The 24,718-nt window shown below is 43.5% G+C and carries 20 protein-coding genes and 3 riboswitches; of the genes, 13 read left to right on the forward strand and 7 right to left on the reverse strand.

What is annotated here, in order from left to right; translation table 11 throughout:
- Positions 1-97 precede the first annotated feature (97 nt).
- Positions 98-181: riboswitch (cyclic di-GMP riboswitch) on the reverse strand.
- A 333-nt stretch (positions 182-514) separates the two neighbouring features.
- Complete coding sequence (locus BMX44_RS13940) at positions 515-1,348, reverse strand: PEP-CTERM sorting domain-containing protein (RefSeq protein ID WP_245738947.1); 834 nt, start codon at positions 1,346-1,348, stop codon at positions 515-517.
- 150 nt (positions 1,349-1,498) lie between these two features.
- Positions 1,499-1,582: riboswitch (cyclic di-GMP riboswitch) on the reverse strand.
- Positions 1,583-1,743: 161 nt separating this feature from the next.
- Between BMX44_RS13940 and BMX44_RS13945 the strand changes: the two genes are divergently transcribed.
- Complete coding sequence (locus BMX44_RS13945; RefSeq protein ID WP_218143978.1) at positions 1,744-2,778, forward strand: TIGR03790 family protein; 1,035 nt, start codon at positions 1,744-1,746, stop codon at positions 2,776-2,778.
- Between the two features lie 17 nt (positions 2,779-2,795).
- On the opposite strand, the gene BMX44_RS13950 is transcribed toward BMX44_RS13945, so the two are convergent.
- Positions 2,796-3,902 (reverse strand): DUF1972 domain-containing protein, encoded by a 1,107-nt coding sequence (locus tag BMX44_RS13950; RefSeq protein WP_090634161.1) that lies wholly within the window; start codon positions 3,900-3,902, stop codon positions 2,796-2,798.
- A gap of 321 nt (positions 3,903-4,223) precedes the next feature.
- Positions 4,224-4,313, forward strand: a riboswitch (cyclic di-GMP riboswitch).
- A 166-nt stretch (positions 4,314-4,479) separates the two neighbouring features.
- On the opposite strand from BMX44_RS13950, the gene BMX44_RS13955 reads away from it, so the two are divergent.
- On the forward strand, positions 4,480-5,478 hold the full coding sequence (locus tag BMX44_RS13955; protein WP_090634163.1) for a hypothetical protein: 999 nt from the start codon (positions 4,480-4,482) through the stop codon (positions 5,476-5,478).
- Between the two features lie 144 nt (positions 5,479-5,622).
- Here the strand turns inward: BMX44_RS13955 and BMX44_RS13960 are convergent, their stop codons facing one another.
- The 3 genes from BMX44_RS13960 to rfbA form a co-directional block, all read right to left on the reverse strand.
- Complete coding sequence (locus BMX44_RS13960) at positions 5,623-6,588, reverse strand: DHH family phosphoesterase (RefSeq protein ID WP_090634166.1); 966 nt, start codon at positions 6,586-6,588, stop codon at positions 5,623-5,625.
- Between the two features lie 7 nt (positions 6,589-6,595).
- Positions 6,596-7,513, reverse strand: a complete 918-nt coding sequence (cysC, locus tag BMX44_RS13965; RefSeq protein WP_090634169.1) for an adenylyl-sulfate kinase — start codon at positions 7,511-7,513, stop codon at positions 6,596-6,598.
- Positions 7,514-7,647: 134 nt separating this feature from the next.
- Positions 7,648-8,583, reverse strand: coding sequence for a glucose-1-phosphate thymidylyltransferase RfbA (gene rfbA / locus BMX44_RS13970; RefSeq protein ID WP_090634171.1), 936 nt, complete (start codon positions 8,581-8,583; stop codon positions 7,648-7,650).
- A 469-nt stretch (positions 8,584-9,052) separates the two neighbouring features.
- Here rfbA and BMX44_RS13975 point away from each other — a divergent pair, with 469 nt between their 5' ends.
- From BMX44_RS13975 to BMX44_RS14020, 10 genes are all read left to right on the forward strand, one after another.
- Positions 9,053-10,042 (forward strand): EpsD family peptidyl-prolyl cis-trans isomerase, encoded by a 990-nt coding sequence (locus BMX44_RS13975; protein ID WP_177167772.1) that lies wholly within the window; start codon positions 9,053-9,055, stop codon positions 10,040-10,042.
- A gap of 36 nt (positions 10,043-10,078) precedes the next feature.
- A complete protein-coding gene (epsE, locus tag BMX44_RS13980) occupies positions 10,079-10,885 on the forward strand; it encodes a polysaccharide export protein EpsE (RefSeq protein ID WP_090634205.1) in 807 nt (268 codons plus the stop codon).
- A 53-nt stretch (positions 10,886-10,938) separates the two neighbouring features.
- Positions 10,939-12,315 carry a chain length determinant protein EpsF gene (epsF, locus tag BMX44_RS13985; protein ID WP_090634175.1) on the forward strand — a complete coding sequence of 459 codons (1,377 nt, stop codon included), beginning with the start codon at positions 10,939-10,941 and terminating at the stop codon, positions 12,313-12,315.
- Between the two features lie 6 nt (positions 12,316-12,321).
- Positions 12,322-13,233, forward strand: a complete 912-nt coding sequence (locus tag BMX44_RS13990) for a CpsD/CapB family tyrosine-protein kinase (protein WP_090634177.1) — start codon at positions 12,322-12,324, stop codon at positions 13,231-13,233.
- 16 nt (positions 13,234-13,249) lie between these two features.
- Entirely contained in the window at positions 13,250-14,140 is an 891-nt protein-coding gene (gene xrtB, locus BMX44_RS13995; RefSeq protein ID WP_090634207.1) for an exosortase B, read from the forward strand.
- A 28-nt stretch (positions 14,141-14,168) separates the two neighbouring features.
- Positions 14,169-14,855: an exosortase-associated protein EpsI, B-type gene (gene epsI, locus BMX44_RS14000; RefSeq protein ID WP_090634179.1), complete on the forward strand. Its 687-nt coding sequence runs from the start codon at positions 14,169-14,171 to the stop codon at positions 14,853-14,855.
- Positions 14,856-14,885: 30 nt separating this feature from the next.
- Positions 14,886-16,361, forward strand: coding sequence for a hypothetical protein (locus BMX44_RS14005; protein ID WP_090634181.1), 1,476 nt, complete (start codon positions 14,886-14,888; stop codon positions 16,359-16,361).
- A 19-nt stretch (positions 16,362-16,380) separates the two neighbouring features.
- Positions 16,381-17,892, forward strand: a complete 1,512-nt coding sequence (locus tag BMX44_RS14010) for a lipopolysaccharide biosynthesis protein (RefSeq protein WP_090634184.1) — start codon at positions 16,381-16,383, stop codon at positions 17,890-17,892.
- Between the two features lie 163 nt (positions 17,893-18,055).
- On the forward strand, positions 18,056-18,934 hold the full coding sequence (locus tag BMX44_RS14015; RefSeq protein ID WP_090634209.1) for a sulfotransferase family protein: 879 nt from the start codon (positions 18,056-18,058) through the stop codon (positions 18,932-18,934).
- On the forward strand, positions 18,934-19,725 hold the full coding sequence (locus tag BMX44_RS14020) for a polysaccharide deacetylase family protein (protein WP_177167773.1): 792 nt from the start codon (positions 18,934-18,936) through the stop codon (positions 19,723-19,725). The genes BMX44_RS14015 and BMX44_RS14020 overlap by 1 nt, the downstream gene beginning before the upstream one ends.
- Before the next feature lie 71 nt (positions 19,726-19,796).
- Here the strand turns inward: BMX44_RS14020 and BMX44_RS14025 are convergent, their stop codons facing one another.
- A complete protein-coding gene (locus tag BMX44_RS14025; protein ID WP_090634188.1) occupies positions 19,797-21,308 on the reverse strand; it encodes a M48 family metalloprotease in 1,512 nt (503 codons plus the stop codon).
- Positions 21,309-21,421: 113 nt separating this feature from the next.
- On the opposite strand from BMX44_RS14025, the gene BMX44_RS14030 reads away from it, so the two are divergent.
- Positions 21,422-22,579, forward strand: coding sequence for an NADP(H)-dependent aldo-keto reductase (locus BMX44_RS14030; RefSeq protein ID WP_425433718.1), 1,158 nt, complete (start codon positions 21,422-21,424; stop codon positions 22,577-22,579).
- 145 nt (positions 22,580-22,724) lie between these two features.
- On the opposite strand, the gene BMX44_RS14035 is transcribed toward BMX44_RS14030, so the two are convergent.
- Positions 22,725-24,203 carry a DEAD/DEAH box helicase gene (locus BMX44_RS14035; protein ID WP_090634191.1) on the reverse strand — a complete coding sequence of 493 codons (1,479 nt, stop codon included), beginning with the start codon at positions 24,201-24,203 and terminating at the stop codon, positions 22,725-22,727.
- Positions 24,204-24,718: the final 515 nt, after the last annotated feature.

Raw genomic sequence — 24,718 nt, forward strand, 5'->3', positions numbered from 1 at the left:
AGTTATTAAAATTTCCTTCAGGCATCAGTTTATGAATAATGTGCAAAAATACATAGACTTGCAGCCATATCCATGTCAGCTACTCCCTATCATTTCGGGAGGCAACCCGGCCGTCTCGATATACTGGTGAGACCCGTTGGCTTTCCGGACCCGTCTTACAACGAGGGTGGTATTGTTTTACCTTAAAATTATCTTGAAAACGACCGGAAATCAATGCGACAAATTGCCGCATAACATTGATTTGGCGTATCAGTATGTGTTTTGTATTTGGAATTTTTATGCTATTGCGATAGAAGTATTTTTTTGCGGACAGGTATTATTAATACCGTTTACATTACTCAATCAGGGGGTGATTGACTGATTATGCAAACTTACTGACTGCCAGTTTCAGGTTTCGGCAATAAAGCGTCTTTCAGCTGCAGCTGCTATTTGAGTGATGCAGATAATGTTGTTGGCAATTCAGCAAAGAAAGGACATTTGTACTGTCCTTTCTTTGATACGGCCGATAATCGAGCTAAGCCGGAATCATATTTTCTTCTCTAGGCTGGTTTCTCAAACGCCACCCAATCAGTCCCAGACCTGCCAGTAGCATTGCCCATGTTTCCGCTTCCGGTACAGCGCTCACAACAAGATCATAGCCACCGCCAGCCGTAGTTCCATCGGTACCACCGACATATACGGTATACCAACCTGCGGCCAGATCATTAAATTCAAGCGTTGCAGAATGTGCACCTGTGCTGCCTGATATGCCCGCTTCAAACGCATTGGTCAGACTGACGTCATGCGCGCCGGACTGAATTGTTTCACCCCACCCGGTCCCGGAGGTATAGTTAACACCCGGATTGGCGACCGCATAGCCAAGCGTTTCAAGAACGTTACCGCCCTGGCCGTCAGCCATCCATAACGTACCGGCATCACCCATCGCGCCGGTAACATTGAATGAGTGCGGCGTTCCAAAACCTGCCGTGCTGGTCTCGCTGAGAAAGTTTTCTGTACCCCCATCGAATTCCGACGCTCCGGTTGCCCAGACCGAAAGTCCCGGGACAAAATCTGCATCGCCGTTCACGGTTACACTGACATCGGCACCATCCAGAAGATTCTGAAAGGTAAACCAGTCACCCGTGTGCGCCCAGGCAGAATTATTCAGTGCGGGATTGGTCGTATAACTGTTTTTTGAAGCAGCTTCAGAGGCAGTAATCGACGTAGAACCACTATTCAGCGAATTTGCCGTTGTCCAGGGTTTCGGTCCCACGGCGTCAGCTGCTTCGACACCCGTGCTGAATAATGCGACTACAGCGATCAGTGAAGCCTGAATAGCGAGTGACGTTGATTGCACATGATTTCTCACTAACAATTTTCTCTCCTTGTGATTAATGATTAATGAATCAGTCAGTGCCATTTGTTAGTAGATACAAGGCACTGAACGATGAATGATGCACTGAAGTGGAGAAAGAGCATGTTTGCCATCAAACCTTTCAGCGACTCCCCATCATTCCTGGGAGGCAACCCGGCCATCTCGATACAAAAAAGAGACCCGTCGGCTTTCCGGACCCGCTTTACAACGAGGGTGGTATTTCTTTTTAACTTAATTATCCGGAAAAAAGCATTGAAAACAATGTGACAAATTGCCGCACTGAGTTGGTTGCCTCTTTGTAACTACCTGTAGTCACAATGATTCTGACAATTATTGATTTTTCCGATAACAACTTCCGGGTATTGGCATGTTAAGATGTGCATACGATAATGTCCTTTCATAGTGACCCTGAACCTGCTATGCGTATTTATTTTCACTGCATCATTTGGAGCATTTTTTTTGCAGGCTGTGCCTCTGCTTCAATTCTGCCGGAACAAATAGCGGTTATTGTCAACAATAACGATAAAACAAGCCCGGAAATCGCTGATTACTATCAACAAAAGCGCGCCATACCCGGTGAAAATATCATACGAGTTGGGTTCCCGGTTACTGGCTCAATGGGAAGCCATTTGTTCACTGCCTTAAGAGAAAAAATTTACAGTCAAACACCTGAGCATGTTCAGTTTTATGTGCTTGCCTGGTCAAAACCTTTCAGAGTTGCCTGTATGTCGATTACCAGCGCGATGACATTCGGATTTGATCGCAAATACTGTGCACATGGCTGCACTCCGACCGAGACCAGTATGTATTTCAACTCGAACTCCTCGCGTCCTTTTGATGATTTCAATGTGCGCCCGACCATGATGCTGGCAGGCAGCAGCGTGATGCAGATAAAAGCAATGATTGACAACGGCGTAAATTCTGATGGCACCTATCCAAAAGGTACGGCTTATCTTGTGAGTACAACAGATGCGGCGAGAAACGTACGTGCTTATGTGTATGAAAAGGTCAAATCCGCATTCGCCAGCCGTATCGATATCGAGATTATCAAAGCTGATTCGCTAAGCGAAAAACAGGATGTGCTTTTTTATTTCACCGGCAAGACTGCTGTGGGTGCATTGGAAACCAATCGCTATCTGCCAGGTGCGATAGCGGATCATTTGACTTCTTCTGGCGGCGTGTTGTTTGACGATCAGCAGATGAGCCTGCTGAAATGGCTCGATTCGGGGGTCACGGCCAGCTATGGTACGGTGACTGAACCTTGCGCCTTTCCCCAGAAGTTTCCGCACCCCGGTATTGTTATTGATCGTTATACACGCGGTGAATCACTGATAGAAGCCTATTGGAAAAGCGTAGCCTGGCCGGGACAGGGTTTGTTTGTCGGTGAGCCGATGGCGGCTCCCTATTACGACAGGCGCAATTGAAAAAATGAAGCTGTATTCTAGAAATGCTCGCACAATAGTTGTTCGTATTGGGCGAGAATGCTTTCCCAGTTAAAACAAGTCAGGTGACGCATGCGGTTTTTTTGCCGCAGGGTTTGCAATAACCCTTTATTTTCCAGTATAAAATCCAGGGACTGTGCGCATTCATGCGTGTCCGAAAAATAATAATTGTTTTTTCCGGCTACCCAGCGGTTATAGCGGTTGTCATGTGCGAGTATCGGCATTCCGGCCCCCAGGGCTTCAACCAGAGACGGGTTTGTACCACCGACCTGATGACCATGTATATACAGATATGCATAAAATCGAAGCGCTTTCACCATCCGCTGATCATAAATGGCACCTGGAAATTGAACTTCACTGCTGGCAGCAGCGAACACCTTGCTTCGGTATTTTGGATTTGCTTTATTGAAATTACCGAGCACAACCAGTTTTATACCCCGTGATCGTTTGGAAAAAGCGGTCACTATTTCCAGAATCGAATTTTCTGGTTCAGGTCGGGCAATAACAATTGCATATTGCTGTGGATGCAACTTTAATGTTGCCAGCAACTCATGGCTGGCGCTGTTAACACTCGGGGCGCCATAGGGAATCATCGTTATTTTGTCGGGATGGACACGGGTTGCCAGGTGTTTCTGTATTTCGGGGTGATCGGCTATCAAGTGATCGCCAATCCAGCAGCCCGCTCGTTCGTTCAGATACAGCCACAACCTGGCTGGATAAGACCATTTTTTTCGTTGCCATTCAAGACCATCCATATTAATAATATTTTTTAAACCCAATACCCTGTAGATAATCCCAAAAATAGCGGTGTTGTAACCCAGTGTCAGTATTCCGTCCCGGTGGCGTGCCGCGTGCCGCGTAGTTTTCCAATCGAAGGAAATGGTGCCAAACGCACCTTTGTAGCTAATTGGAAAATGGACCAGTTTTATATCCTGCCATTTATCTTCGTATACCGGTCCATTTCCTTTCTCCTGACAATAAACTGTTACAGACCAGCCCTTCCGGGTTAGATACAGTGCCAGATGTTCTGCAAAAGTTTCAAAACCGCCGTGTTGTGCCGGTATTCCACGTGTCCCAAGAATTCTTATGGATTTCCTGGTTTTCATAATAATTGGAGGCTGTCAGTTGATATGGTTTTTACACACTTTTTATACACAATTAAGAGCTTTTAGAAGAAATAGCATAGTTATTTTACATGGCAAACGGAGCGTAATATGTTCATTTATCCAAATCGAACGTTGTTTTATTAGCCTGCACTGAGTATTCCTGAAAAAAGAAAACTGCATCACTGGATCGAGATCTTTTTTAATTAAAGAAATCTGCAAAACTGTCGTGAAAACCATTCACAAACACTTATAAAGTTCAGATTAATCATTTTGATTATATGACATAGCTCAGCAGTAATTATAAAGCTGAGAAAGTGAAATAGCTTTTAAAGGCAAACCAGTCGAAAGACTGGGGCGCAAAGTGAACGATCTAAAGGTAAAAGAATAACCAAGGATGGCGGCACTGCAAAGATATTTACACATGTCACAGTTTTACTGACCGGATTAAGAATTGATCGCTGAAATTGCTTTAACTTTATGTATAAGGTAATGGTCGTTAATTCCTGTCAATTCATAACTGATTCTAGATATGTAAAGAAACATCTTCCAGTCTTCCATCTACACAGGAGGACCCAGCATGACCATTAATTATAAACCACCCGCTAACTATCTGTTTTCATCTGGCGCCAGAAAATCAATGTACATAAAAGAAAGCCTGTACAGAAATTTTTGCATTAACGGCTCAATAGTTATTGCGTTGTGCACATTATTCTTCATCAGCAATCACGCTTTTTCAAATATTATCGACGATATCAAAGCTGACATGTTGTTAAATGAGGCTGAATTGCTTGATGCACCGGTAAATGCAGGTTGGGCAAAAAGGGCCAATATTACAATGGGAGGTGCGCCCAGAGGTGATGCGACACCTTCCTGGTGGCAACCTAATGATAAATACTACAAATCCTCAGCTTACTGGCATGCAATAACGCCATGGTTTATTATTTATCCCGGAACAATGCATAATGCAAGCAATGTACGCGTTAAAATATCCGAGATAAAGCTATATATTCTAAAACGCAGTTCCAATACCTGGGAGCTTGTCAATACTGATGATGCCGACCCTACCTGGCAGTTTCATCAATCGTATATTTCATCGAGTACTGCTAGCCAGAAGGTAAACAAAAGAATTGAGCCTGACGGTAAAATATCCTTTAAACTCAATAAGGGATTAAATCCCATTCACGGTGGCATTCACAAATATGAAATTTACGGACCGGATGTCAAAGCCGTCTACGCGCAATTAACGACAGAGCTGGTTCTTGATGATCCGGATAAGCGCGACGATCGTGTTGAAGCGCAATTACTGGTTAGTGTCGGTGCCGACTATTATCCGGACATGAATTTGCGGGTTAGAGATTTTACCGCGCCACACTATTGGGTTCCCGCCGTTGCAGCATCAAGGTTCGGTCTCGTAAAAAGAGATCCCAGAATTCACCATGTGGCAACGATCAGCCCTCCTGGTCCCATTAAAAACAACGGTTCAGTATTGTCCGATTCACTCAAGATTATTCCTGTCACCGAATTTGAAGCCAATCCACCTTTGATAGAGTCGGAACTGGATCTCGACACATTGTAATATTTCAAACGCCATTTATAAAAATCGCGTTCAACTGGTCGTAATCATGTTCGAACGCGTTTATTTTGCCTATCAGTATGGACACTGCGAGCGCGTTAGACGGATGAATACAGATTAGTCGGCGTATTTCCAGATTGATTCTTTTTAAGAAAAATATTTCTTGAAAGAATCAACAAAATGATCTATCTGATCAATATGCAAGGCATTGATGCCCGCAGCGCTTTTTCGACCACCGCCTGATTCGAATTTTCGAGCCAGTTGATCAGCAGGCTTTGTTTTTCTGTTAAGAGGCGTGCGTATATTGACAGAGCAAATGGAGTCGGTATTTACAGTAATTACGGCATGCGCGCGGTCAGGATATTGACCCACCAGATCATTGATAAAAACACCATTGATACGACGGGCCCATTTTTCATTGCGAAACAGCATCACAGCCGAGTCTGCTGACTGATGTAAAAATGGGCTGGCTTTTGCTTTCGCAATGTCTTCTTTATAACCGTTGTCCAAAGTATTGTAAATTTCAGTGTCTTCATGTATAAAATCAAAGGGGGAGTCATATTGCAGCAGATATTGATACAACTTGTCCGGGTGGTAGAACAGATCCGACAGGCTGTTGCCATAGCTGTTGTAGTTGATATACATACCGAGTCGCTGAAGTGAAGTCAGTGAATCCTGACTATAACCGGATGCCTGCCCAAGCTTCATACCCGCTGTATTCATGTTGTCACCGAATGCTGCAACCAGTGCCCATGCCCGAAACAGGCCACCAATATGTTGATCAACAATCAGCCCTGTACAGATATCCGCTGATTGATCGTTGATAACCGTACTCAATCTTGGGTGGTGCACGAGAGACCCACAATAATGATGATCAAAATATTCAATGGACGCCCCCTGATTTAACAACCGCTGCACATCCGTTCGGTTTCTATCAAAGGAAATGTCCAGCACGCTGATATGATCTTCCGATGTTCCATTAATACGTTTGAGCAGTTCGATGTCCCGCTTGACGCCGGTAACCAGTTGTGATTTTTGTGGATTGACTTTGCGCAGTTGTATCAGTGCACAAATGCCGTCAGCATCGCCGTTAAAGACATCGATATAATTCATTTCTTATTTACAATTTTCTCAGTATCGTTTCAACAGCAGCCTGTGGGGGTTGTAAAGATGTCTGGATATGAATTTCAGGTGATTCAGGCGGTTCATAAGGGCTGTCGATTCCGGTAAAATTCTTTAATAACCCACTACGTGCTTTTGCATACAAGCCTTTTACGTCACGGCGCTCGCACTCTTCAAGCGCGGTATCTATAAAAACCTCAATAAATTCATCCACTGCAAACAATTCCCTTGCCATACGCCGTTCACTGCGAAACGGAGAAATAAAGCTGACCAGCACAATCAATCCCGCATCAACCATAAGTCTGGCAACTTCAGAAACGCGACGGATATTCTCGACACGGTCGGCCTCGGTAAAACCCAGGTCACGACACAGGCCATGCCGGATATTATCACCATCAAGCAGGTATGTATGCCTGTTTGCCTGATGTAGGTGTTTTTCCAGTAAATTGGCGATAGTTGATTTACCTGAGCCGGACAATCCGGTTAGCCAGACACACTTCGGCGTTTGTTGCTTCTGGACTGACCGGGCTGCTTTGTCAATTGTCAATTCCTGCCACTGCAGATTCGCAGCACGGCGCAAAGCAAAATCGATTGTTCCGGTAGCAACCTGTTCACCTGTCAGCCATTCACTTAACAAAAAAATTAGTTTATTTCTGTTGTCCTTGCGCTCAAGTTTAAGTGGCTCTTCTGTATACAGATTGACACGGCCAGTTTCGTTAATATTTAATGTTCGGGCTGCCAGACGTGCCCCAGTAGCCACATCCATTCGGTATTTAATCGACGTGATTGTGGCTGCCGTTTTTTTACTGGAAATATCGATTCGGTATTGACGGCCCGGCACTAGTGGCTGCCTGCCGCTCCAGACGAGTTCGGCTTCAAATTGATTGGCTGTATCCGGATTGTATGTGATTTTCATATCAACCAGCGTACGACAGGACTGGCAATATTTACACTGTCCCCGTTGATACAATGTTTGTCGGCCTCATGTTGTACAGACATAAACCACGCCAGTTGAGTCGTTGATTTTAAAAGTGCAATTTTTGGCCAAATTCAAATTTTTCGTTTCAACACCTGTAGCAGATATCGCCCATATCCATTGCCAGCCAGCCGCATTGCCAGTGTTTCTAGCTGCGACGCGTCTATCCAACCATGTTTATATGCAATTTCTTCAGGGCACGCGATCTTGAGTCCTTGTCGGTGTTCAATGGTGGCGACAAAATGGCTTGCCTCCAGTAGAGATTCATGTGTCCCGGTATCAAGCCAGGCGTAGCCACGCCCCATCATTTCAACATGCAATTCTGCCTGTTCCAAGTATATCCGGTTAACATCGGTAATTTCCAGTTCGCCGCGCCGGGATGGACGTATATTTTTTGCAAAATCTACGACTTGATGATCATAAAAATACAATCCGGTTACCGCATAATTCGATTTTGGGTTCTTCGGTTTCTCTTCCAGGTTGATTGCCCTGCCTTCTGTATCAAATTCAACAACACCGTACCGCTCGGGGTCGTGCACATGATACGCAAAAATGCTTGCACCAGATGGGCGATTCGTGGCGTTGAGAAGTAAATGATGCAAGTCGTGTCCATAGAAGATATTATCGCCCAGTACCAATGCCGAATAGTCGTTGCCGATATACGGCTCACCGATTAAAAAAGCTTCGGCCAGTCCACCCGGTTTTGGCTGGATCGCATAATTGATGTTTAGTCCCCACTGGTGTCCGTCTCCCAGTAATCGCTCGTAATGCGATATGTCCATCGGGGTTGAGATCACCAGCAGGTCGCGGATACCCGCAAGCATCAGCGTGCTGAGCGGGTAATACACCATGGGTTTGTCAAAAACCGGCAGTAATTGCTTTGAGGTTACCTGGGTTACTGGATAGAGTCGTGTACCCGAACCGCCAGCCAGCACAATTCCTTTTCGCCGCCGCTGGCACGGTTGCGACCCGTTCGGCTGCGCATGTGTCGATTGTTTTATCTCAACCATTTTATTTGCTGTATAGAACCGTTTCTAATTTTTTGATATGACAATAACCAGTTATTAAATGTAACAATAAAAACTACAGAGTAGTTGCGACATATTGTCGCATTGAAATACCCGCTGTAAGCAAAGATAATAATACACTTCCAAAGTTCATCAGGTCATAATGCTGCCTGGCATTTGATAAATGGCAGTAGTCAGGCGCATTATTTCCGGCGTGGTAAATTCGATGAATGTTGTCACAATAAACAGTTAATTTTGCGACCATGGTGTAGCAAGCAGTATATCAACTACCTGTAAAATGGGCATATACAGAAATATATGAAAATTTTGCAATACAATCTTTCAAAAATCGATGAAAATTTCAGCTGGCGCAGCGCCATCATGGTGTAATGATTGTTTTATCCGGGGCCATCTTGCGCCAGAGCCAAAATTAACTTGTGTGTGCCTTGATAAACAGATTATTGATAACAATATGAATAAAAGATATTTTTATGACCTCAAAGTGTTCCTGCTCTATACGTTATTACTTGGCTGCTTCCTGTTTTTATCGGCGTGCGACAACCAGCCGGCCAGTGATGAACCCGGCCAGGCCCTGGTTCGTGTGGATGGTGAAGAAATAACTGTCATTCAGTTGAATGATGAATTGAACCGAGCCAGGGTCCAGCCTGACCAGATAGATCAGGCAAAGCAACAGTTACTTGAATCAATGATTGACCGCCAGCTAATGGTCGCTGAAGCCAAGCGCAATCAACTAGATCGTGCACCGAATGTTATGCGTGCTATAGAACGCGCCAAAATGCAAATTATCGCCCAATCTTACATGCAAACGACTTTGAACCAAGTAAATGAACCTACAGACGCTGAAATCAGCCAGTTTCATAACGAACATCCAGAATTGTTTGCGAAACGGAGCAAATATCATCTGACATTTTTACGCTATCCGGTTAACGATCTGAATGACGAACTGAATGTTGCGATTAATTCAGCACAATCAATAAGTGAAGTCACGCAATTGCTGGACATGCATCAGATTTCATATTTGCGAGATAAAATGACGCGTACCACGATGGATATGCCACCTCAAATGATTGCCCGGCTTCGAGAAGCCAAACAAGGAGAGTTGTTTCTTGTCAATGAGAACACAAATAATCTGTTGATATTTGTTGATAATGTAGAGAACAGTCCGGTATCAATCGACGATGTAAGATCGCAAATTTTTTCGCACTTACTGAATCAGAAGCGTCGCGAGGCAGCGAGGGCTGCAATTACGCAATTGCGTGCAGAAGCCGAGATTGATTACCTGCATGCACGCCAAGATACCAGCACTGAAACCGAAGCTGAAGCTGATATGACAGTTCAATCCCTGTCTCCTCCGTTGATCTCTGAAAAAGACAATCATCTGCTGGAGGATACACTGTTGCAGAATGAATCAATTGAACGCGGTATTAGTGGCCTGAAATGATCATCTGAATTAATGACAACTGATACGACGGTGAAAATGATAAAAATAATTTATTGGAGTCTGGCTTTGCTGCTGTATGGTTTGTCGATCGGTTTTAGTCATGCTGACTCAAAAAATATTAATACAAGCCAGTTCAGTTCGGGAGATATATTAAAAATCATTGTGTATGGGAATCCTGACCTGACACTTGAAACCAAAGTGAGCGAGTCAGGAAATATAACGTATCCTCTATTAGGAGAGATAACCATCGGGGGACTGTCACCGAATGCCGCCGAAAAAAAGATTGCTGATCTGCTGGAGCACCAGGGCTTTCTGAAAAAACCGCAGGTTACAATTCTGACCACTGCCCTGTATAACCAGCAGATTTCAGTACTCGGTCATGTCCGTAATCAGGGACGCTATACCATAGAAGGCCAGCGAAGTTTGACGGACGTGCTCGCCATGGCAGGTGGAGTCAGCCCGGAAGGCGGGAACATAGTAACGCTAATCCGTGCTGAAGATGGGCAGTTCATCAAAAAGGAAATAAACCTGCTTTCAATCTTTCAGTCGGGCGATATGAATTTGAATCCAGTCATATACGGTGGCGATCTAATTTATGTCGCTATTGCACCCCGTTTTTATATTTATGGTGAGGTGCAACGCCCGGGTTTCTACCGGCTGGAACCCAACATGACTGTTGTTCAGGCGCTTTCAACCGGTGGCGGACTTAATCAACGGGGTACAGAACGTGGTGTAAGGATTCAACGTCGCGATACCGATGGTACATTGCACGTAATTAAAGTAAAGCCGGATGATTTGGTGCAGCCTGATGATGTTGTTTATATTCAGGAAAGTTTATTTTAAATGACAATTTATGTACGTGAGTATCAATCTGTAAACCTTATCGAGTATTACATATGAATTTTTTGCAGCTAACGCGTATTCTGCAAGCACGTTTTAAAATCGTACTGTTTGTATTGCTACTCACTGTGCTTACAACACTTTGCATCAGCATACTCCTTCCAAAGTCATTTAAAGCCACCACGACCGTCATGCTCACGAGTAAAGGTGTTGACCCTGTAACAGGTCATACCATACCCGTTCAATTGATGCATGGTTTCATGGCCACGCAACTGGATATTATCACCAGCAACAGAACCGCATTGATGGTAGTGGACCAGCTCAAACTGGACCAGCATACAGCCATCAAACAGCGTTTCGAAAAAGCAGATGGAGAAGGCAGTATTCGTGACTGGCTGGCCTCCATGCTGGTAAAGAATTTACATGTTGAGCCATCCCGTGAAAGCAACGTTATCAGTATCAGCTTTAAAGGTTCTGATCGAGAATTTGTCGCAGCCGTAGCGAACGCTTTTGCACGTGCATATCAGGAAATGAACATTCGCTTGTCAGTAGAACCTTCGCAGCAGGCATCGGTTTATTTATCAAATCAGTTACAAGTCCTGCGCGAGAAACTGCAACTGGCGCAAAAAAAAGTATCTCGATTTCAGCAGGAGGAAGGGATCGTTGATGTAGACAACCGCCTTGATGTCGAAACACGCCGGTTAAACGAGCTTTCCAGTAAATTAACCTTGGCACAGAGTGATGTGATGGGTTCCGGGGGGGAGCGAAGCGATTCAAATACAGATGGTGGACACAGTCTTGTCAACAATACTTTGATAAACGGACTAAAGGTCAATCTCGTTCAGGCCGAAGCAAAATTGGCAGATACCCAGCAACGGTTGGGCAAAAACCATCCGGAATATGAGGGAGTCAAAGCGCAGGTTGCAAAAATCCGTGCCGAACTGGCCAAACATACAAAAATTACGACACAAAAAGCCCTCAGCCGGGAAACGGAAATACGGGATGCGCTAGAGAATCAAAAAACCAAGGTGCTGGCGCTGCAACAGGCCCGAAATGAACTTAAATTGCTGCTAAGAGAAGCCGAAGGCGCGCAACATGCTTATGACAGTGCATTGCAGCATTTGAATAGAACAAGCCTGGAAGGACGCTCTGATCTTTCAAGTGTTTCCATTCTTGACCCTGCGACAATTCCTGCTAGCCATGATAGTCCAAACCTGCAACTCAATTTAGTTGTATCTGTCTTTCTTGGCAGCCTGCTCGGCATTGTTTTCAGTTTATTGGCTGAGATGACAGATCGCCGAATCCGATCAGCGGAAGATCTGGTCGACGTTCTGCAGACACCTATTCTGGGTAGTATCGATCTGCGTTCAAAGATAACCAAGCGTTCTCGCTGGTCTTTCTTGAAACCTGCCCACAAAGTAACGGGATGTTAATGCGATATGAATCCGTCCATATTACCTGCAGTCGAATTTGTTAAGACGCAAGATCCTTCTTCCTCGACCGGTTCCACCCCACATCAAATACGTCGCATCGGCCAGATCCTTCTGGATATGGGCAAGTTAACTTTGGAAGATATTGAAAATATTCTGCAACTACAAAAAACGAAGCAGGTCCAGTTCGGTGCTGCTGCCAAGCAGCTGGGATTGATTTCAGATTATGATATTCAGCATGCATTAGTTTGCCAACTTGACGGATCGGAGCTGCACACAAAACCGGAAGGTATTGCGGTAAATCTGCCCGTAATAAATCAACCGGACAGTATTCTGGCCGAATCGATTCGCTCGGTACGAACTCAGCTGATTTTGCGTGGATTTCCATCGAGCCAGAACGCATTGGCCATAGTTGGGATTCAGAAAAGCGCTGAAACCAGTCACTTTGTTGCAAGTCTTGCCGCCATGTATTCCCAATTAGGCAAACGAACGTTGCTTATTGATGCAAATATTAGAAACCCTGTTCAGCATAAGTTATTTGGCCTGGCTGAAAACCGGGGGTTGAGTGATCTGCTGGTCGACCACGCTACTATTGCTGATGTACTGGTTACCATAGATTCATTACCAAACCTTGCACTGCTGCCGTCCGGAACATCGCCCGTGAATTCATCGGAATTACTTAGCTTGACCAGGTTCAAAGCCATTCATGAGCTGCTGACAAGTCAATTTGATGTCGTGATATACGATACACCTGATATTCAGGAGACCACCGATGCCCTGATGGTCTGTCATCACTGTGATTTTGCCTTGCTGCTGGTGCTCAAGCACCGATCCCGTCTAGCCGATGTGAGTGCCGTTAATAAACAAATGACAGACAACGGTATCGCGATTATAGGATCAGTTCTTATTGATTCCTTATAAAAAAACATATCCGATCATGACTATACCCGTCACAAACCAGCATATCCGGAATACCTGGGTTTTCTTCTGGCTGCCCATCCTGATTGGTTTGATTGTATTGTATTTGCCTACTTTTTATGATCTTGCCAACGGGTTGTGGACAGAAGACGAGCAAATGCATGGCCCAATCATATTGGCACTTTCCATATGGCTGATTTATCGAAAATGGCCCCAAATGATAAAGTGCAGCGAATACAGTCCCCCTGCCGCAAGCGGCTGGCTATTATTTATCGTTGCTTTGGGGTTATATGCCATTGGCCGTTCACAGCAAATCCTCGTATTTGAAATCGGCTCGTTTATTTTGACTCTGGCAGCAATTCTGTTAATTTCGCGTGGTATTGCAGCCCTTAAAGTACTGTGGTTTCCGCTATTTTTTATGCTGTTCATGATTCCACTGCCTGGCCCGGTTGTCAGTATGTTGACGATGCCGATGAAAATGGCCGTGTCCTATGTTGCGGAGCAAGTTTTGTATTGGGCAGAATATCCAATCGCCCGAAATGGTGTCATACTTCAAATCGGTCAATACCAGTTGCTCGTTGCTGATGCATGTGCTGGCTTGCAGACACTTCTGACACTGGAGGCACTGGGATTGTTTTATTTAAATCTGGTCCAACACCCTTCTGTATTGCGCAATATAACGTTGGTCATTCTGATTGTTCCTATTTCATTTATCGCAAATGTCATTCGTGTAATCGCGCTTACATTGATTACATATCATTACGGGGATGCCGCCGGCCAGGGATTCCTGCACGGATTCGCTGGTATGGTGCTGTTTATCAGCGCACTTGTTATGATATTAAGCGTAGATTCATTTTTGCACTATTTGACGAAACCTCGTTGGATAAATTCTGCCGCAGCTGCACCGTGAATTAAATGAAAAACATTCATCAATTCTTATGAAAAAATCGATATTGACTAGCCTGGCTCTATGTTTGCTGATGATATCTACTGCTACTTTGACAATGGTGATAACTCCCACTGTCAAAATTGCTGATCTTAGAGGTACAATAAATCTGGATACGCTGATTCCGGCATCTTTCAATGACTGGAAAATTGATACATCCATCGTACCATTGCAGGTCGATCCCAAAACTCAGGCCAAGCTGGATAAGCTGTACAATCAAACACTTGCAAGAACGTATATCAACTCTCAAGGCATACGTGTCATGCTGGCTGTCGCATATGGCGGTGATCAGAGCGATCAATTATCGCTGCACAAACCGGAAGTCTGTTATTTGGCACAGGGCTTTGAAATTAAACATAATATTGCCGGAGAAATAAAGACACAGTACGGTAATTTGCCAGGCAGGCGTCTGCTTGCAACACGGGGCAATCGTAGCGAACCAATTACTTATTGGGTAACTGTCGGTGATAAAGCTGTTTTGTCTGGTATAAATCAGAAATTACAGCAAATTCGCTATGGTTTGTCCGGAAATGTCCCAGACGGCATGCTGGTCCGGGTATCTACGCTTGGCACGAATACCGAACAAGCCTACCGAATGCAGGAAAAGTTTTTACAGGACATGCTGGTATCCGTAGATACAAAAATGCGCAACAGGCTAACCGGTTTTGCAGATTTGTAACTGAAAAACAATTTGCGATTCCAGCTCAGAATGAATTACTTGTTTACTTCAGCCGACCGTGCGAATCCCACATTCATACTTTTAATACTCAGTATTCCGTTTGCACTGTTTTTTGGGCTGGTGGCTGTCACTGCAAACCCTCTGCTCATTGGTTTTGCAATAGCACTGATACTCGGTTTTGCATTGTTAGCCAAGCCTGACTGGATCATCTGGTTGATACTGACGTTCGGGTTAATGATAACCGGGATACTCCCGCTCTACATTCATGAAGGTCTGGCTGCCAGAAGCGCCTGGAGTGTCTCAATACTCGGTTTTTTTCTGTTGAGTGTCGGTTTTTTAAAAATATTTTCGACTCCGCGTATACATAAGGAAACACCTGCATTTGTCTGGTTCGCGTTGCTGTTTTTTATTTATGCTATTTCTACTTCACTTGCAAACTGGCATTCGTCAGGTGAGTTCTTTGGTGGTGTTAAGCGTTATTTTCAAATGTGGGGAATCATCTTTGCATTGTGCTGGTTGTCTCTGGACGAGCAGAAAATGCAGCGCTGGCGTGTTTATATGCTGTGCATCGCTGTCATACAATTGCCGCTCGCAATTTATCAATTGATCACCTGGGTTCCCTTTCGAGAAAGCATAAAAAGTGCTTATCCAAATATGGTGCCGATTGATGTCGTTGCTGGCACGTTCGGTTCAAGCACTACCGGAGGTGGGGCAAGTGCTGAAATGGCCACTTTTCTAATTATTTTCCTAGGTTTTGTATTGGCGCGACGAATGGAGAAGATTGTACCAGGCAAACAATTTATCTTGCTGGTATCTATCATTATGGCTCCGTTGTTCCTGGGTGAAACGAAAGCGGTCATGTTGATGCTTCCACTCATGTTCATGGTGCTTTACCGGCATAAAATAATGAGCCAGTTTCGTTACTGGCTGCTGAGTTTCACGATGATCATGTTGATAACAATCGCGGCTGGATATACATATTTGAGCGTGATGCCCGAGAAAAACCGAGAAGCACTCATTTCCGACACGATTGAATATAATTTTCTGGACAAAGGTTATGGGGGTTATTATCTGAACCGTACAACTGCTATTACTTTCTGGGCACAGAAACAGCAAGTCGGTAATCCGATAGCATTTATTTTTGGAAACGGCCTGGGTGCATCCCACAGTGCCACACAGGGACATATAGCTGTACATTACCCTGGATATGGCATAGACCTGACTGCTGTTCCGACCCTGCTCTGGGATCTGGGGTTAGCTGGTTTCCTTTTATTCTTGGCCATACTGATATCAGCCTGGCGTTGCGCCAGTCGATTAATAAGGGAGTCATCCTCCGCAATTGTCCGCGCAGATGCGAAGGCCATACAGGCAGCGCTAACACTCTTTGCCTTTTATCTGTTTTACCGGATCGGTATTCTGGAATTATTGAGTTTTCAGATTGTATTTACCCTTCTGTTAGGTTACCTGGCCTGGTTGTATCGACAGCATCTACAAACCGAGCGATAACGTTTAACATGATTCAGAAATGTACACTGCATCTGAACTGAAATACAGCGCGTTGCATTTCCTGGCAGGTAAAGCAGTATCGGCATTTCTTACTTTCGCCACTTTATTGCTGCTGGTTAGAATACTTACCACGAAAGAATATGGGATGTATGTTCTGCTCGTAGCCGGCATGGAAATGGCGCTGGCGATCTTTTCATTTGGCCTGCCCTGGTTATTGGCACGTTATTTGCCTGAATTCCGGTTGAATGCCCGTCGCACACAAATCACTCGATTTATATGGCAAATTGTAGCGCTGCTTGGATTATTTCTCATTTTAGGCAGTTTGTTCACCTGCTTTGCAGTTCCGTATTTCCTTCCCCTTGAATTGGTTCAATATGCAGAAGTAACTAAATTGTTTTTGGTTGTATTGATTCTCGAAGGCTTGAGCAGGCGTATTCGGGAAAATATCCTGGCTCCTTTGATGCAACAAAAAATAGCACAAATCAGCCTGGTAGTACGCAATATCAGCTTTCTGCTCATAATTGGTTTTTTTGCCTTTCAAAATAATATCGATTTACTCCATGTGGTCTATGCCGAAATTGTTTCATCTATATTAAGCTTATGGCTAGTTGCATATGGACTGGTCTGGCATTTAAAGCGCTATCGCGAGAAGATTGACCCGAACGATTGGAACATTCCCGAATGGCGAAAAATGTGGTCCCTTGCTTGTAATATGTATTTTAATAATCTAATAACATTACTATACAGCCCGCAAATCTTCATCTTTTTGTCTCAGCGCTACCTGGGTATCGAGGCGACCGCATTGTTCGGATTTTTATGTAAAATATATGCTCAGATTGCAAATTATTTACCAGCAACATTGTTATTCAACTTGATCCAGCCAAAACTGGTCGCAAGCTACATTAGCTCTGGAGACATCAGGGAATTAACGCATAATGCGAACCTGGCAGGTAAATTGAGTTTGTTTATTTTAATGCCGGCCATCGTTTTTATCTGGTTGAGTGGCGATGAGTTCCTCAATTTGCTAAGTGATGGCAAGTTTCTGTTATCAGGTAATTATTTTTTAGGTTTAATGCTGGCCATGATTCCACTTAGTCAGCACCGTATCTTGACAACCGTTCTGGTAGCCATTGATAAATACAGAATTGTTGTATGGGGCGGTTTTTTCGGTGCATTATCATTGCCAATGGCCTATTTATTTCTGGAAATGGATAAAGGATTATGGGGACCGATCATTGCGATTATTGCCGGTCAGGCATTCTATAATCTTACTATTATTTTTTATCTGGTGCACAACACGGCATACCGTCCGGATACGGCCGGTTTCTTCAGGCTGATACTATCTTCATTCTGTGTATTGATTATTGTGCAATTTACCTTTGAATGGCTACACAGTGAAATCAGTATGTTGTTAATGATGGTTGCTGTAATTGTATGTTTCTTGTTGTCGGCTTATTTAATCAAACCTTTTAAAGCTGAAGAAAGGAAAAGACTAAATACTTTTATGAATAAAAAAATATTTATCTGGTAAAGACCTGACAAAATAGCGTGACATCACACAAACAGGAATCTGGATTTACAGTTGTCGCTCCGGTCACCAATCAACTATTCGTTTTTAATGAACGAATCTGGCTGAGGTGTTGGATACATCAATTATCGATTACGGAAATATTTCGAAAACTGACTTGCTTACAGTGAAAGTTAATTTTATTGGTATTGGTGCACAGAAATGCGCCTCGACATGGATACATCGCGTGTTATCCGATCATCCTGAGGTAACAATTTATTCGGGGAAACAAATAGATTTTTTTTCCTTTTTTTACGATCGCGGTTACCAATGGTACGAAAAACAGCTGCAAGAAAGTGGTAAAGTCGCGATTGGTGAGTTTTCGACTTCATACTTCACGGACAGTGATTCGCCTGAACGTGTATTCAGTTACAATCCTGGCATGCGCATCATTCTCTCCCTGCGCGACCCGATTGATCGAGCTTATTCAAATCACCTGCATGAGGTTCGTCTACAGCATATAACCGGACGTAACCTCACTTTTGAAACCGGGCTAAAAAATAATCCGATGTATTTGTTGCAATCGCGTTACTCTTTGCATTTGAAACGCTGGCTGGAGATTTTTCCTGCCAGCCAGCTACTGGTGTTATTTCAGGAAGAGATACGCGATACGCCTCTTGAGCAGTCACGCAAACTTTATCGATTCCTCGGACTAGATGACTCTCATCATTCAAAATTCTTAAAAGAGAAGATCAATAAAAGCCAGATTTCCAGGCATCAAGGTTTTGAGCGCTTTGCCAGATATACAGGGCAGTTAGGGCGTGCTTTAGGTGCTGGCAGCATCATAGAAAGTGTAAAGAAAAACAAATGGTTACGCAGACTTCGTCAGTATAATGAAGTCGATCTGCGCGATATTATTCCTGCAATACAGCCATCTACACGAGAATATTTGCAATCATTACTGGCTGATGACATGTTCGAATTGTCACGGCAACTGAATCGCACTGATATTCCCTGGCCGACCTGGCGTTCATTAAATGACGATTTGAAGAAAAAACTTGAATGATGCGCGTAACAGTCTTGATGTATCACATGATAGATACGCCGGTAACACCCGAGGAGCGACGTTTTTGCCGTTCTCCAGAAAATTTTCGAAATGATATGCAGATTATTCATGAAGCGGGATACCGTGTCATATCAATGAAGACGTTGCTAGAAGCTATAAAAAATAAAGACCAACACTTAAGCAAAGCAGTCGTTATCACATTCGATGATGGCCTTGCTTGTAACTATGAAAATGCCTTGCCTGTATTGGAAGAATTTGGATATACGGCTTCGGTATTTGTCGTGACAAGTTATATTGGTGGATACAATGACTTTAGCAGAAACTACGGTTTTTCCCGAAGACGCATGCTAACTGTCAACCAAATAAAAGCCTTGAAAAAAGCCGGTGTGGATATTGGCAGTCATACTGTCCATCACCTTGCTTTGGGCAAGACAGCAACACAAGTCACCATAGATGAAATACTGAAGAGTAAATGTATGCTGGAAGATATACTTGCTTGCGAAGTACCACACTTTGCATATCCATTCGGGAGCTGGAATCCTGCTGTACGTGAAATTGTCATGAATGCGAATTATACTGGCGCGTGTTCGACAATGCCCTGGCCAAACAGACTGGATACCGATCCTTTTCTTTTGCGTCGATCCGAGATAAAAGGACAAGATAATTCCGCGCAATTTCGTCTGAAGTTGCGCTTTGCAACCAACACGATGCCGCCTGTTGCTGAAGCACGCCAACTAGCGCGTGGTTTTCTGGAAAAAATGAAGGTTATTCCACCTAAAAGATTCTATTAAAGTATCTTTGACGTATCGTGGTAGTTATTCGTCCGGGTCCATCAGGATGTAATTTGCCGTAATCTGATGAATCATTCTTCGTTTTCTTCTTCAATAAATTTCTGTAGCTGCCGTAGGCGTGCCTCGACACTTGATAACTGATAAAAATCTCCATTATCATGCTTTAGTGCAATTCTGAGTTGCTCGATGGCTGCATCATGGTAGCCTTGCAAGAAATAGACTTCTGCCAGTGCACGATGTTTCAACATTAACTTGTCCTGTTGTGCGTATGCACGGGCTTGTAATCGGTATAATGGAATATCGCTGGGATTAAACTGCAATTCACGATTAATCAGTTCTAGCGCGGCATCGGTCTGATTGTTTTGTAGCAGCGTATTGGCATATCCGTGAATAAGTGCTTTATGTTGCGGATAAATTTTCAACGCGGTGCGATATATCCGAAATGCGTCTTCAATCTGTCCATTCGCCAGTTTTACTTCTGCGGCCAGTGTCTCGATCATTGCGCCAGCTTGCAATCCTTTTTGCTCCACTTGAATAGCTTTTCCCAGCCTGTGGTTTTTAAGTACCATGTCCGGCTTAGTATCAGTTTGTATGAGCGTATAAAGCCGTGCCAGCTGCGAATCAGCCTCGTGATATTGTTTATCACGCAGTAATGCATAAATATAACCATACCGTTCAACCGCTTCATTAATATACCGTTTGTCTTGAAGACGTGCTCTAAATTGATTGACCGCATCAGTGGATTTTCCGTGCAAGGCGCGCAGCTTCGCACGCACCAGTAGAAAATCCGAACTGTCAGGAACCTGACGGTAACCAAGTTCATGCGTGCGGTTCTGAATATCAGCGATCCGTTCGTATGTTAATGGATGTGTACGCATATAGGATGGCGCACCGTTCTCATAAAAACGCCCAGCTTTTTGCAATCGCTCGAAAAAAGATGACATGCCTTGTGGATCAAATCCTGCATCCAGCAGTATGTTCAGGCCGACGCGATCTGCTTCTTTCTCATGTTTCCGTGTAAAGTTAAGTTGTGACTGTATGGCGCCTGCCTGGGATGCAGCAATGATTGCCTGACCTGCCTGTGGATTTGAACGTGATGCCAGAATGGCAACGGCAAGCGCTGCTATTGAAGTGATCATGCTGTATTTCTGACCAGCAATCATGCGCGCAAGATGCTTTTGTGTGACATGAGCGATTTCGTGAGCCATCACGCCTGCGAGCTCAGATTCACTTTGAGCAGCAATTATCAGGCCGCTGTTAAATCCCATAAAACCACCCGGTAACGCAAACGCGTTTATGGTGGAATCCTGTAATGCAAAAAATTCAAAGGATTGTCCCGGGCGTGTTTCTTTTGAATTTGCTATCAATTTGTGCCCAAGGTTATTGAGATAAGCTGAAATCTCTGGATCGTCCAGATAACTGGGGTCAGCTCGAATTTGCCGCATAATCTGCAATCCGATCTGTCGTTCTTCACGTGGTGTAATTGTTGCTTGTGACACATCACCCAGATCTGGCAGCTCATGTGCTACTGCCAGTGTTGGAGGGAACAGCAGCAATAGGATAAAGATAAAGCAATTTTTCATGTCGGTATGATAACTGTTTCTATTTCAAGTTCAATGGCTTTACGTCTATTTTGAATAATGGTCCGCAAGTGGACGTATCGCTCTAAAGACGTGGTGGAATTTTGTGGTTTGACATGCGCCGATTAATTCTGCGATCATCAATCGACGCAAGAGTGAAATCGTTACTGGTACTTAGAGCGTACCAACACAATCGCATTGTAAATTTCTACGAGAATCTGGCTGAAATCATGCAATACAGAAATCTGGGCAATACAGAAACGAAAGTCAGTGTCATTTGCTTGGGAACTATGACCTGGGGCCAGCAAAATACCCGGAATGAAGCTTTTGAACAAATGGACTATGCGCTGTCAGAAGGTGTCAATTTTTTTGACACCGCTGAACTGTATTCAATACCACCAAAAGCTGACACATATGGTTTTACAGAAACTATCATCGGTGAATGGTTCAAAGCACGAGGTCGACGCGATAAAGTTGTCCTGGCAACAAAGATAGCTGGCCCCGGTTCTGATTGGATACCGCATATTCGAAGCGGTCGAACCACATACAATCGGGAAAATATTCAATCCGCGCTGGACGGCAGTCTGAAACGACTGCAGACGGATTATATCGATCTGTATCAATTACACTGGCCGGAGCGCAAAACCAACTATTTCGGTCAACTTGGTTTTGCACCGGCAGACGATGCACAATACACTCCGTTTGTTGAGACATTGCAAGTATTGGAGGCTGCAGTTCGTGCCGGAAAAATACGTTATATCGGCTTGTCAAACGAAACACCCTGGGGAGTGATGAAGTTTCTTGAGCTCGCACGGCAGCATAATCTGCCGTGTATTGTCAGTGTTCAGAATCCTTACAATTTGTTGAATCGTAGTTACGAAGTTGGTATGGCTGAAGTATCCTGGCGTGAGAAAGTTGGATTATTGTCTTATTCCCCTCTGGGATTCGGAACTTTATCTGGTAAGTATTTGAACAGTCGAAGGCCATCAGGATCAAGACTCGATTTATTTCCGAATTATATGCGATACAGCAGTCAAAACGCTATACGTGCGATTGAAAGTTACGTTTCAATTGCAAAAAAATATCAAATGGATCCCGCACAAATGTCTCTTGCTTTTGTAAACAGTCGACTTTTTCTTACCAGTACGATTATCGGCGCTACGACCATGGAACAGTTAAAATCGAATATCAATAGCATTCATTTGAATTTATCGAAAGATGTGTTCGAAGAAATTGAAGAAATTCACCAGTTTCATCCCAATCCCAGCCCTTGAGGATATTCGAAGCCTTTTAAATAAGGTAAATAGTAATTGAATTACGAAAGAACGACCTGATCAGACTATATAGATAATCCGTTTCTTTTATGGTTGGATCATAATAACTTTTACCGCTGGATCAAATGCAGTGTCTAATGTCTTACTATTTGTTTACCGGCGGTTCGAACAAAGCTGGAATCGGTTTTGTTAAGAATTTTCTTTTTCTATGTTTTGACGCCAAGTTACGCTCGTCTAAGTTGGAGTGTGATTTCGTTTTATCTGGATTTGAATTATACGGTTGTGTAAATAGTGGATCGTCGTTTTCTGAGATTTTTGAAGCATTATTATGTGACACTTGTTCGCCATTGAAATAAATTACTTCAGCACGATTTTCTCCTGAGTCACGCACATTACTTTTTTCAGCAGGATTATGTTTTGTTTTCTTATCGCGCTTACCAGATATAGTTGGTTTCTCTTTAACTTTAGTGCCTTTACCTGGTTTCTTTTCAAGTTCTGGTAATTTTTCAATTTTTATTTTTTTTTGTAATAACTTCTCGATACCTGCTAATAATTTTTTTTCCTCGGGACTAACAAATGATATGGCATAGCCTTTCGCACCTGCCCTACCTGTACGACCTACTCTATGAATATAGTCTTCCGGATTATTGGGTAATTCGAAATTAATAACACATAGCAATTCTTCAATGTCCAATCCTCTTGCTGCTACATCGGTAGCGACTAGAACCTGTATAGCACCTTGTTTGAAATCATTATAGGCTTGTGTCCGTTGTAGTTGATTTTTGTTACCATGAATAACCGCCGCAGAGACACCCTCTTTATCCAAGAATTTTTTTAAACGATCGGCACCAGTTTTTGTGCGATTAAATATCAGGACCTGACTTAATTTTTTTTCATTTATCAATTGTATCAATAACTTTGACTTGGATACAGTTTGAGTTGAATAAACAACATGGGTTATTGAGTCATTGATTGAATTTCCTTTGGCTACTTCAATTAGTACCGGTTTATTTAGTATCTGGTTGGCAAGGTTTTTTATCTCATCAGAAAATGTGGCTGAAAACATAAGGTTCTGACGTTTCAATGGTAAGTAATCTACTATTTTTTTAATATCAGGCAAAAAACCCATATCAAGCATTCGATCCGCTTCATCCAATATTAAAATTTCAACTTTGGAAAGTGCTATATTTTTTTGCTGGATATGATCCAGTAGACGACCAGGTGTTGCAACGAGTACCTCTATACCGTTTCTAATAATATTTATTTGTGAATCAATATTAACTCCGCCATAGACAAGTGCAGATCTTAAACCTGTATATTTACTATAGTTCTGAATACTTTCAAAAACCTGAATGGCCAGTTCTCTGGTAGGTGCCAGAACTAAAGCGCGCAGTGAGTGCCTGGCAGGTGATGCACTGGTATTTGCATAAGCCTCAAGTCTTTGCAGCATTGGTAATGTAAAGCCAGCGGTTTTACCTGTACCGGTTTGCGCACCGCCCATCACATCTTTGCCTTCTAAAACTGTCGGTATCGCTTTTTCCTGTATGGGTGTTGGAGATTTATAACCTTCTTCTGCAACAGCCCGTAGAATGTTGGCTGACAAACCAAGCTCTTCAAATAACATTTATTAAACTCCTAAACATTTGCTTCTTTTTACTACTCTTATATTTTCATAATATAAGTGGTGTTGTTTTCCTGTGAAAAAAATGACCTGATACATAAACAGAAAATAAATCAGACTAGAGTTATCAGTCGCGGATTTCATTAAGAATGGGAATGCAGCTTATCAAGCCGTTAAGCTCTGGAATCGGACGAGAGGTGAAATTGGATGGATATGGCAGTGTAAAAATACTGAGTTCTGTTATGGTTTTTAAAAAGTCAATTTTGTCTTTAAAAAATACATAACCCGCATAGGTAGACACTATGCGGGTTATCGTGTATTAATTGATCAATAGACTGCAAGGTACAAACATATTAATAATCGTCGTCGTCCTCGTCGTCATCATCTTCGTAGTCGTCATCGTCATCTTCCTCCTCCCAATCATCCCAGCCGTCTTCCTTCAGCACAAGCTCGCCCTGCTCTTTGCTGGCATCCAGGTCCGTCATCGGCGCTTCTTCATGCACCAGGTTTTGATGACA

Source organism: Nitrosomonas marina (assembly GCF_900110145.1).
In the GTDB taxonomy this organism is placed as follows: domain Bacteria; phylum Pseudomonadota; class Gammaproteobacteria; order Burkholderiales; family Nitrosomonadaceae; genus Nitrosomonas; species Nitrosomonas marina.

Bases quoted from the DNA above. Each gene is read 5' to 3' on its own strand.
- BMX44_RS14035 (WP_090634191.1), bottom strand. From the start codon at position 24,203: ATGTTATTTGAAGAGCTTGGTTTGTCAGCCAACATTCTACGGGCTGTT.
- BMX44_RS14005 (WP_090634181.1), top strand. From the start codon at position 14,886: ATGAATTACTTGTTTACTTCAGCCGACCGTGCGAATCCCACATTCATA.
- epsF (WP_090634175.1), top strand. From the start codon at position 10,939: ATGAATTTTTTGCAGCTAACGCGTATTCTGCAAGCACGTTTTAAAATC.
- BMX44_RS13945 (WP_218143978.1), top strand. From the start codon at position 1,744: ATGTCCTTTCATAGTGACCCTGAACCTGCTATGCGTATTTATTTTCAC.
- rfbA (WP_090634171.1), bottom strand. From the start codon at position 8,583: ATGGTTGAGATAAAACAATCGACACATGCGCAGCCGAACGGGTCGCAA.
- BMX44_RS14030 (WP_425433718.1), top strand. From the start codon at position 21,422: ATGCGCCGATTAATTCTGCGATCATCAATCGACGCAAGAGTGAAATCG.
- BMX44_RS13990 (WP_090634177.1), top strand. From the start codon at position 12,322: ATGAATCCGTCCATATTACCTGCAGTCGAATTTGTTAAGACGCAAGAT.
- BMX44_RS13960 (WP_090634166.1), bottom strand. From the start codon at position 6,588: ATGAATTATATCGATGTCTTTAACGGCGATGCTGACGGCATTTGTGCA.
- BMX44_RS14025 (WP_090634188.1), bottom strand. From the start codon at position 21,308: ATGAAAAATTGCTTTATCTTTATCCTATTGCTGCTGTTCCCTCCAACA.
- BMX44_RS13975 (WP_177167772.1), top strand. From the start codon at position 9,053: ATGAATAAAAGATATTTTTATGACCTCAAAGTGTTCCTGCTCTATACG.
- xrtB (WP_090634207.1), top strand. From the start codon at position 13,250: ATGACTATACCCGTCACAAACCAGCATATCCGGAATACCTGGGTTTTC.
- BMX44_RS14020 (WP_177167773.1), top strand. From the start codon at position 18,934: ATGCGCGTAACAGTCTTGATGTATCACATGATAGATACGCCGGTAACA.
- BMX44_RS13950 (WP_090634161.1), bottom strand. From the start codon at position 3,902: ATGAAAACCAGGAAATCCATAAGAATTCTTGGGACACGTGGAATACCG.
- cysC (WP_090634169.1), bottom strand. From the start codon at position 7,513: ATGAAAATCACATACAATCCGGATACAGCCAATCAATTTGAAGCCGAA.
- BMX44_RS13955 (WP_090634163.1), top strand. From the start codon at position 4,480: ATGACCATTAATTATAAACCACCCGCTAACTATCTGTTTTCATCTGGC.
- BMX44_RS14010 (WP_090634184.1), top strand. From the start codon at position 16,381: ATGTACACTGCATCTGAACTGAAATACAGCGCGTTGCATTTCCTGGCA.
- epsI (WP_090634179.1), top strand. From the start codon at position 14,169: ATGAAAAAATCGATATTGACTAGCCTGGCTCTATGTTTGCTGATGATA.
- epsE (WP_090634205.1), top strand. From the start codon at position 10,079: ATGATAAAAATAATTTATTGGAGTCTGGCTTTGCTGCTGTATGGTTTG.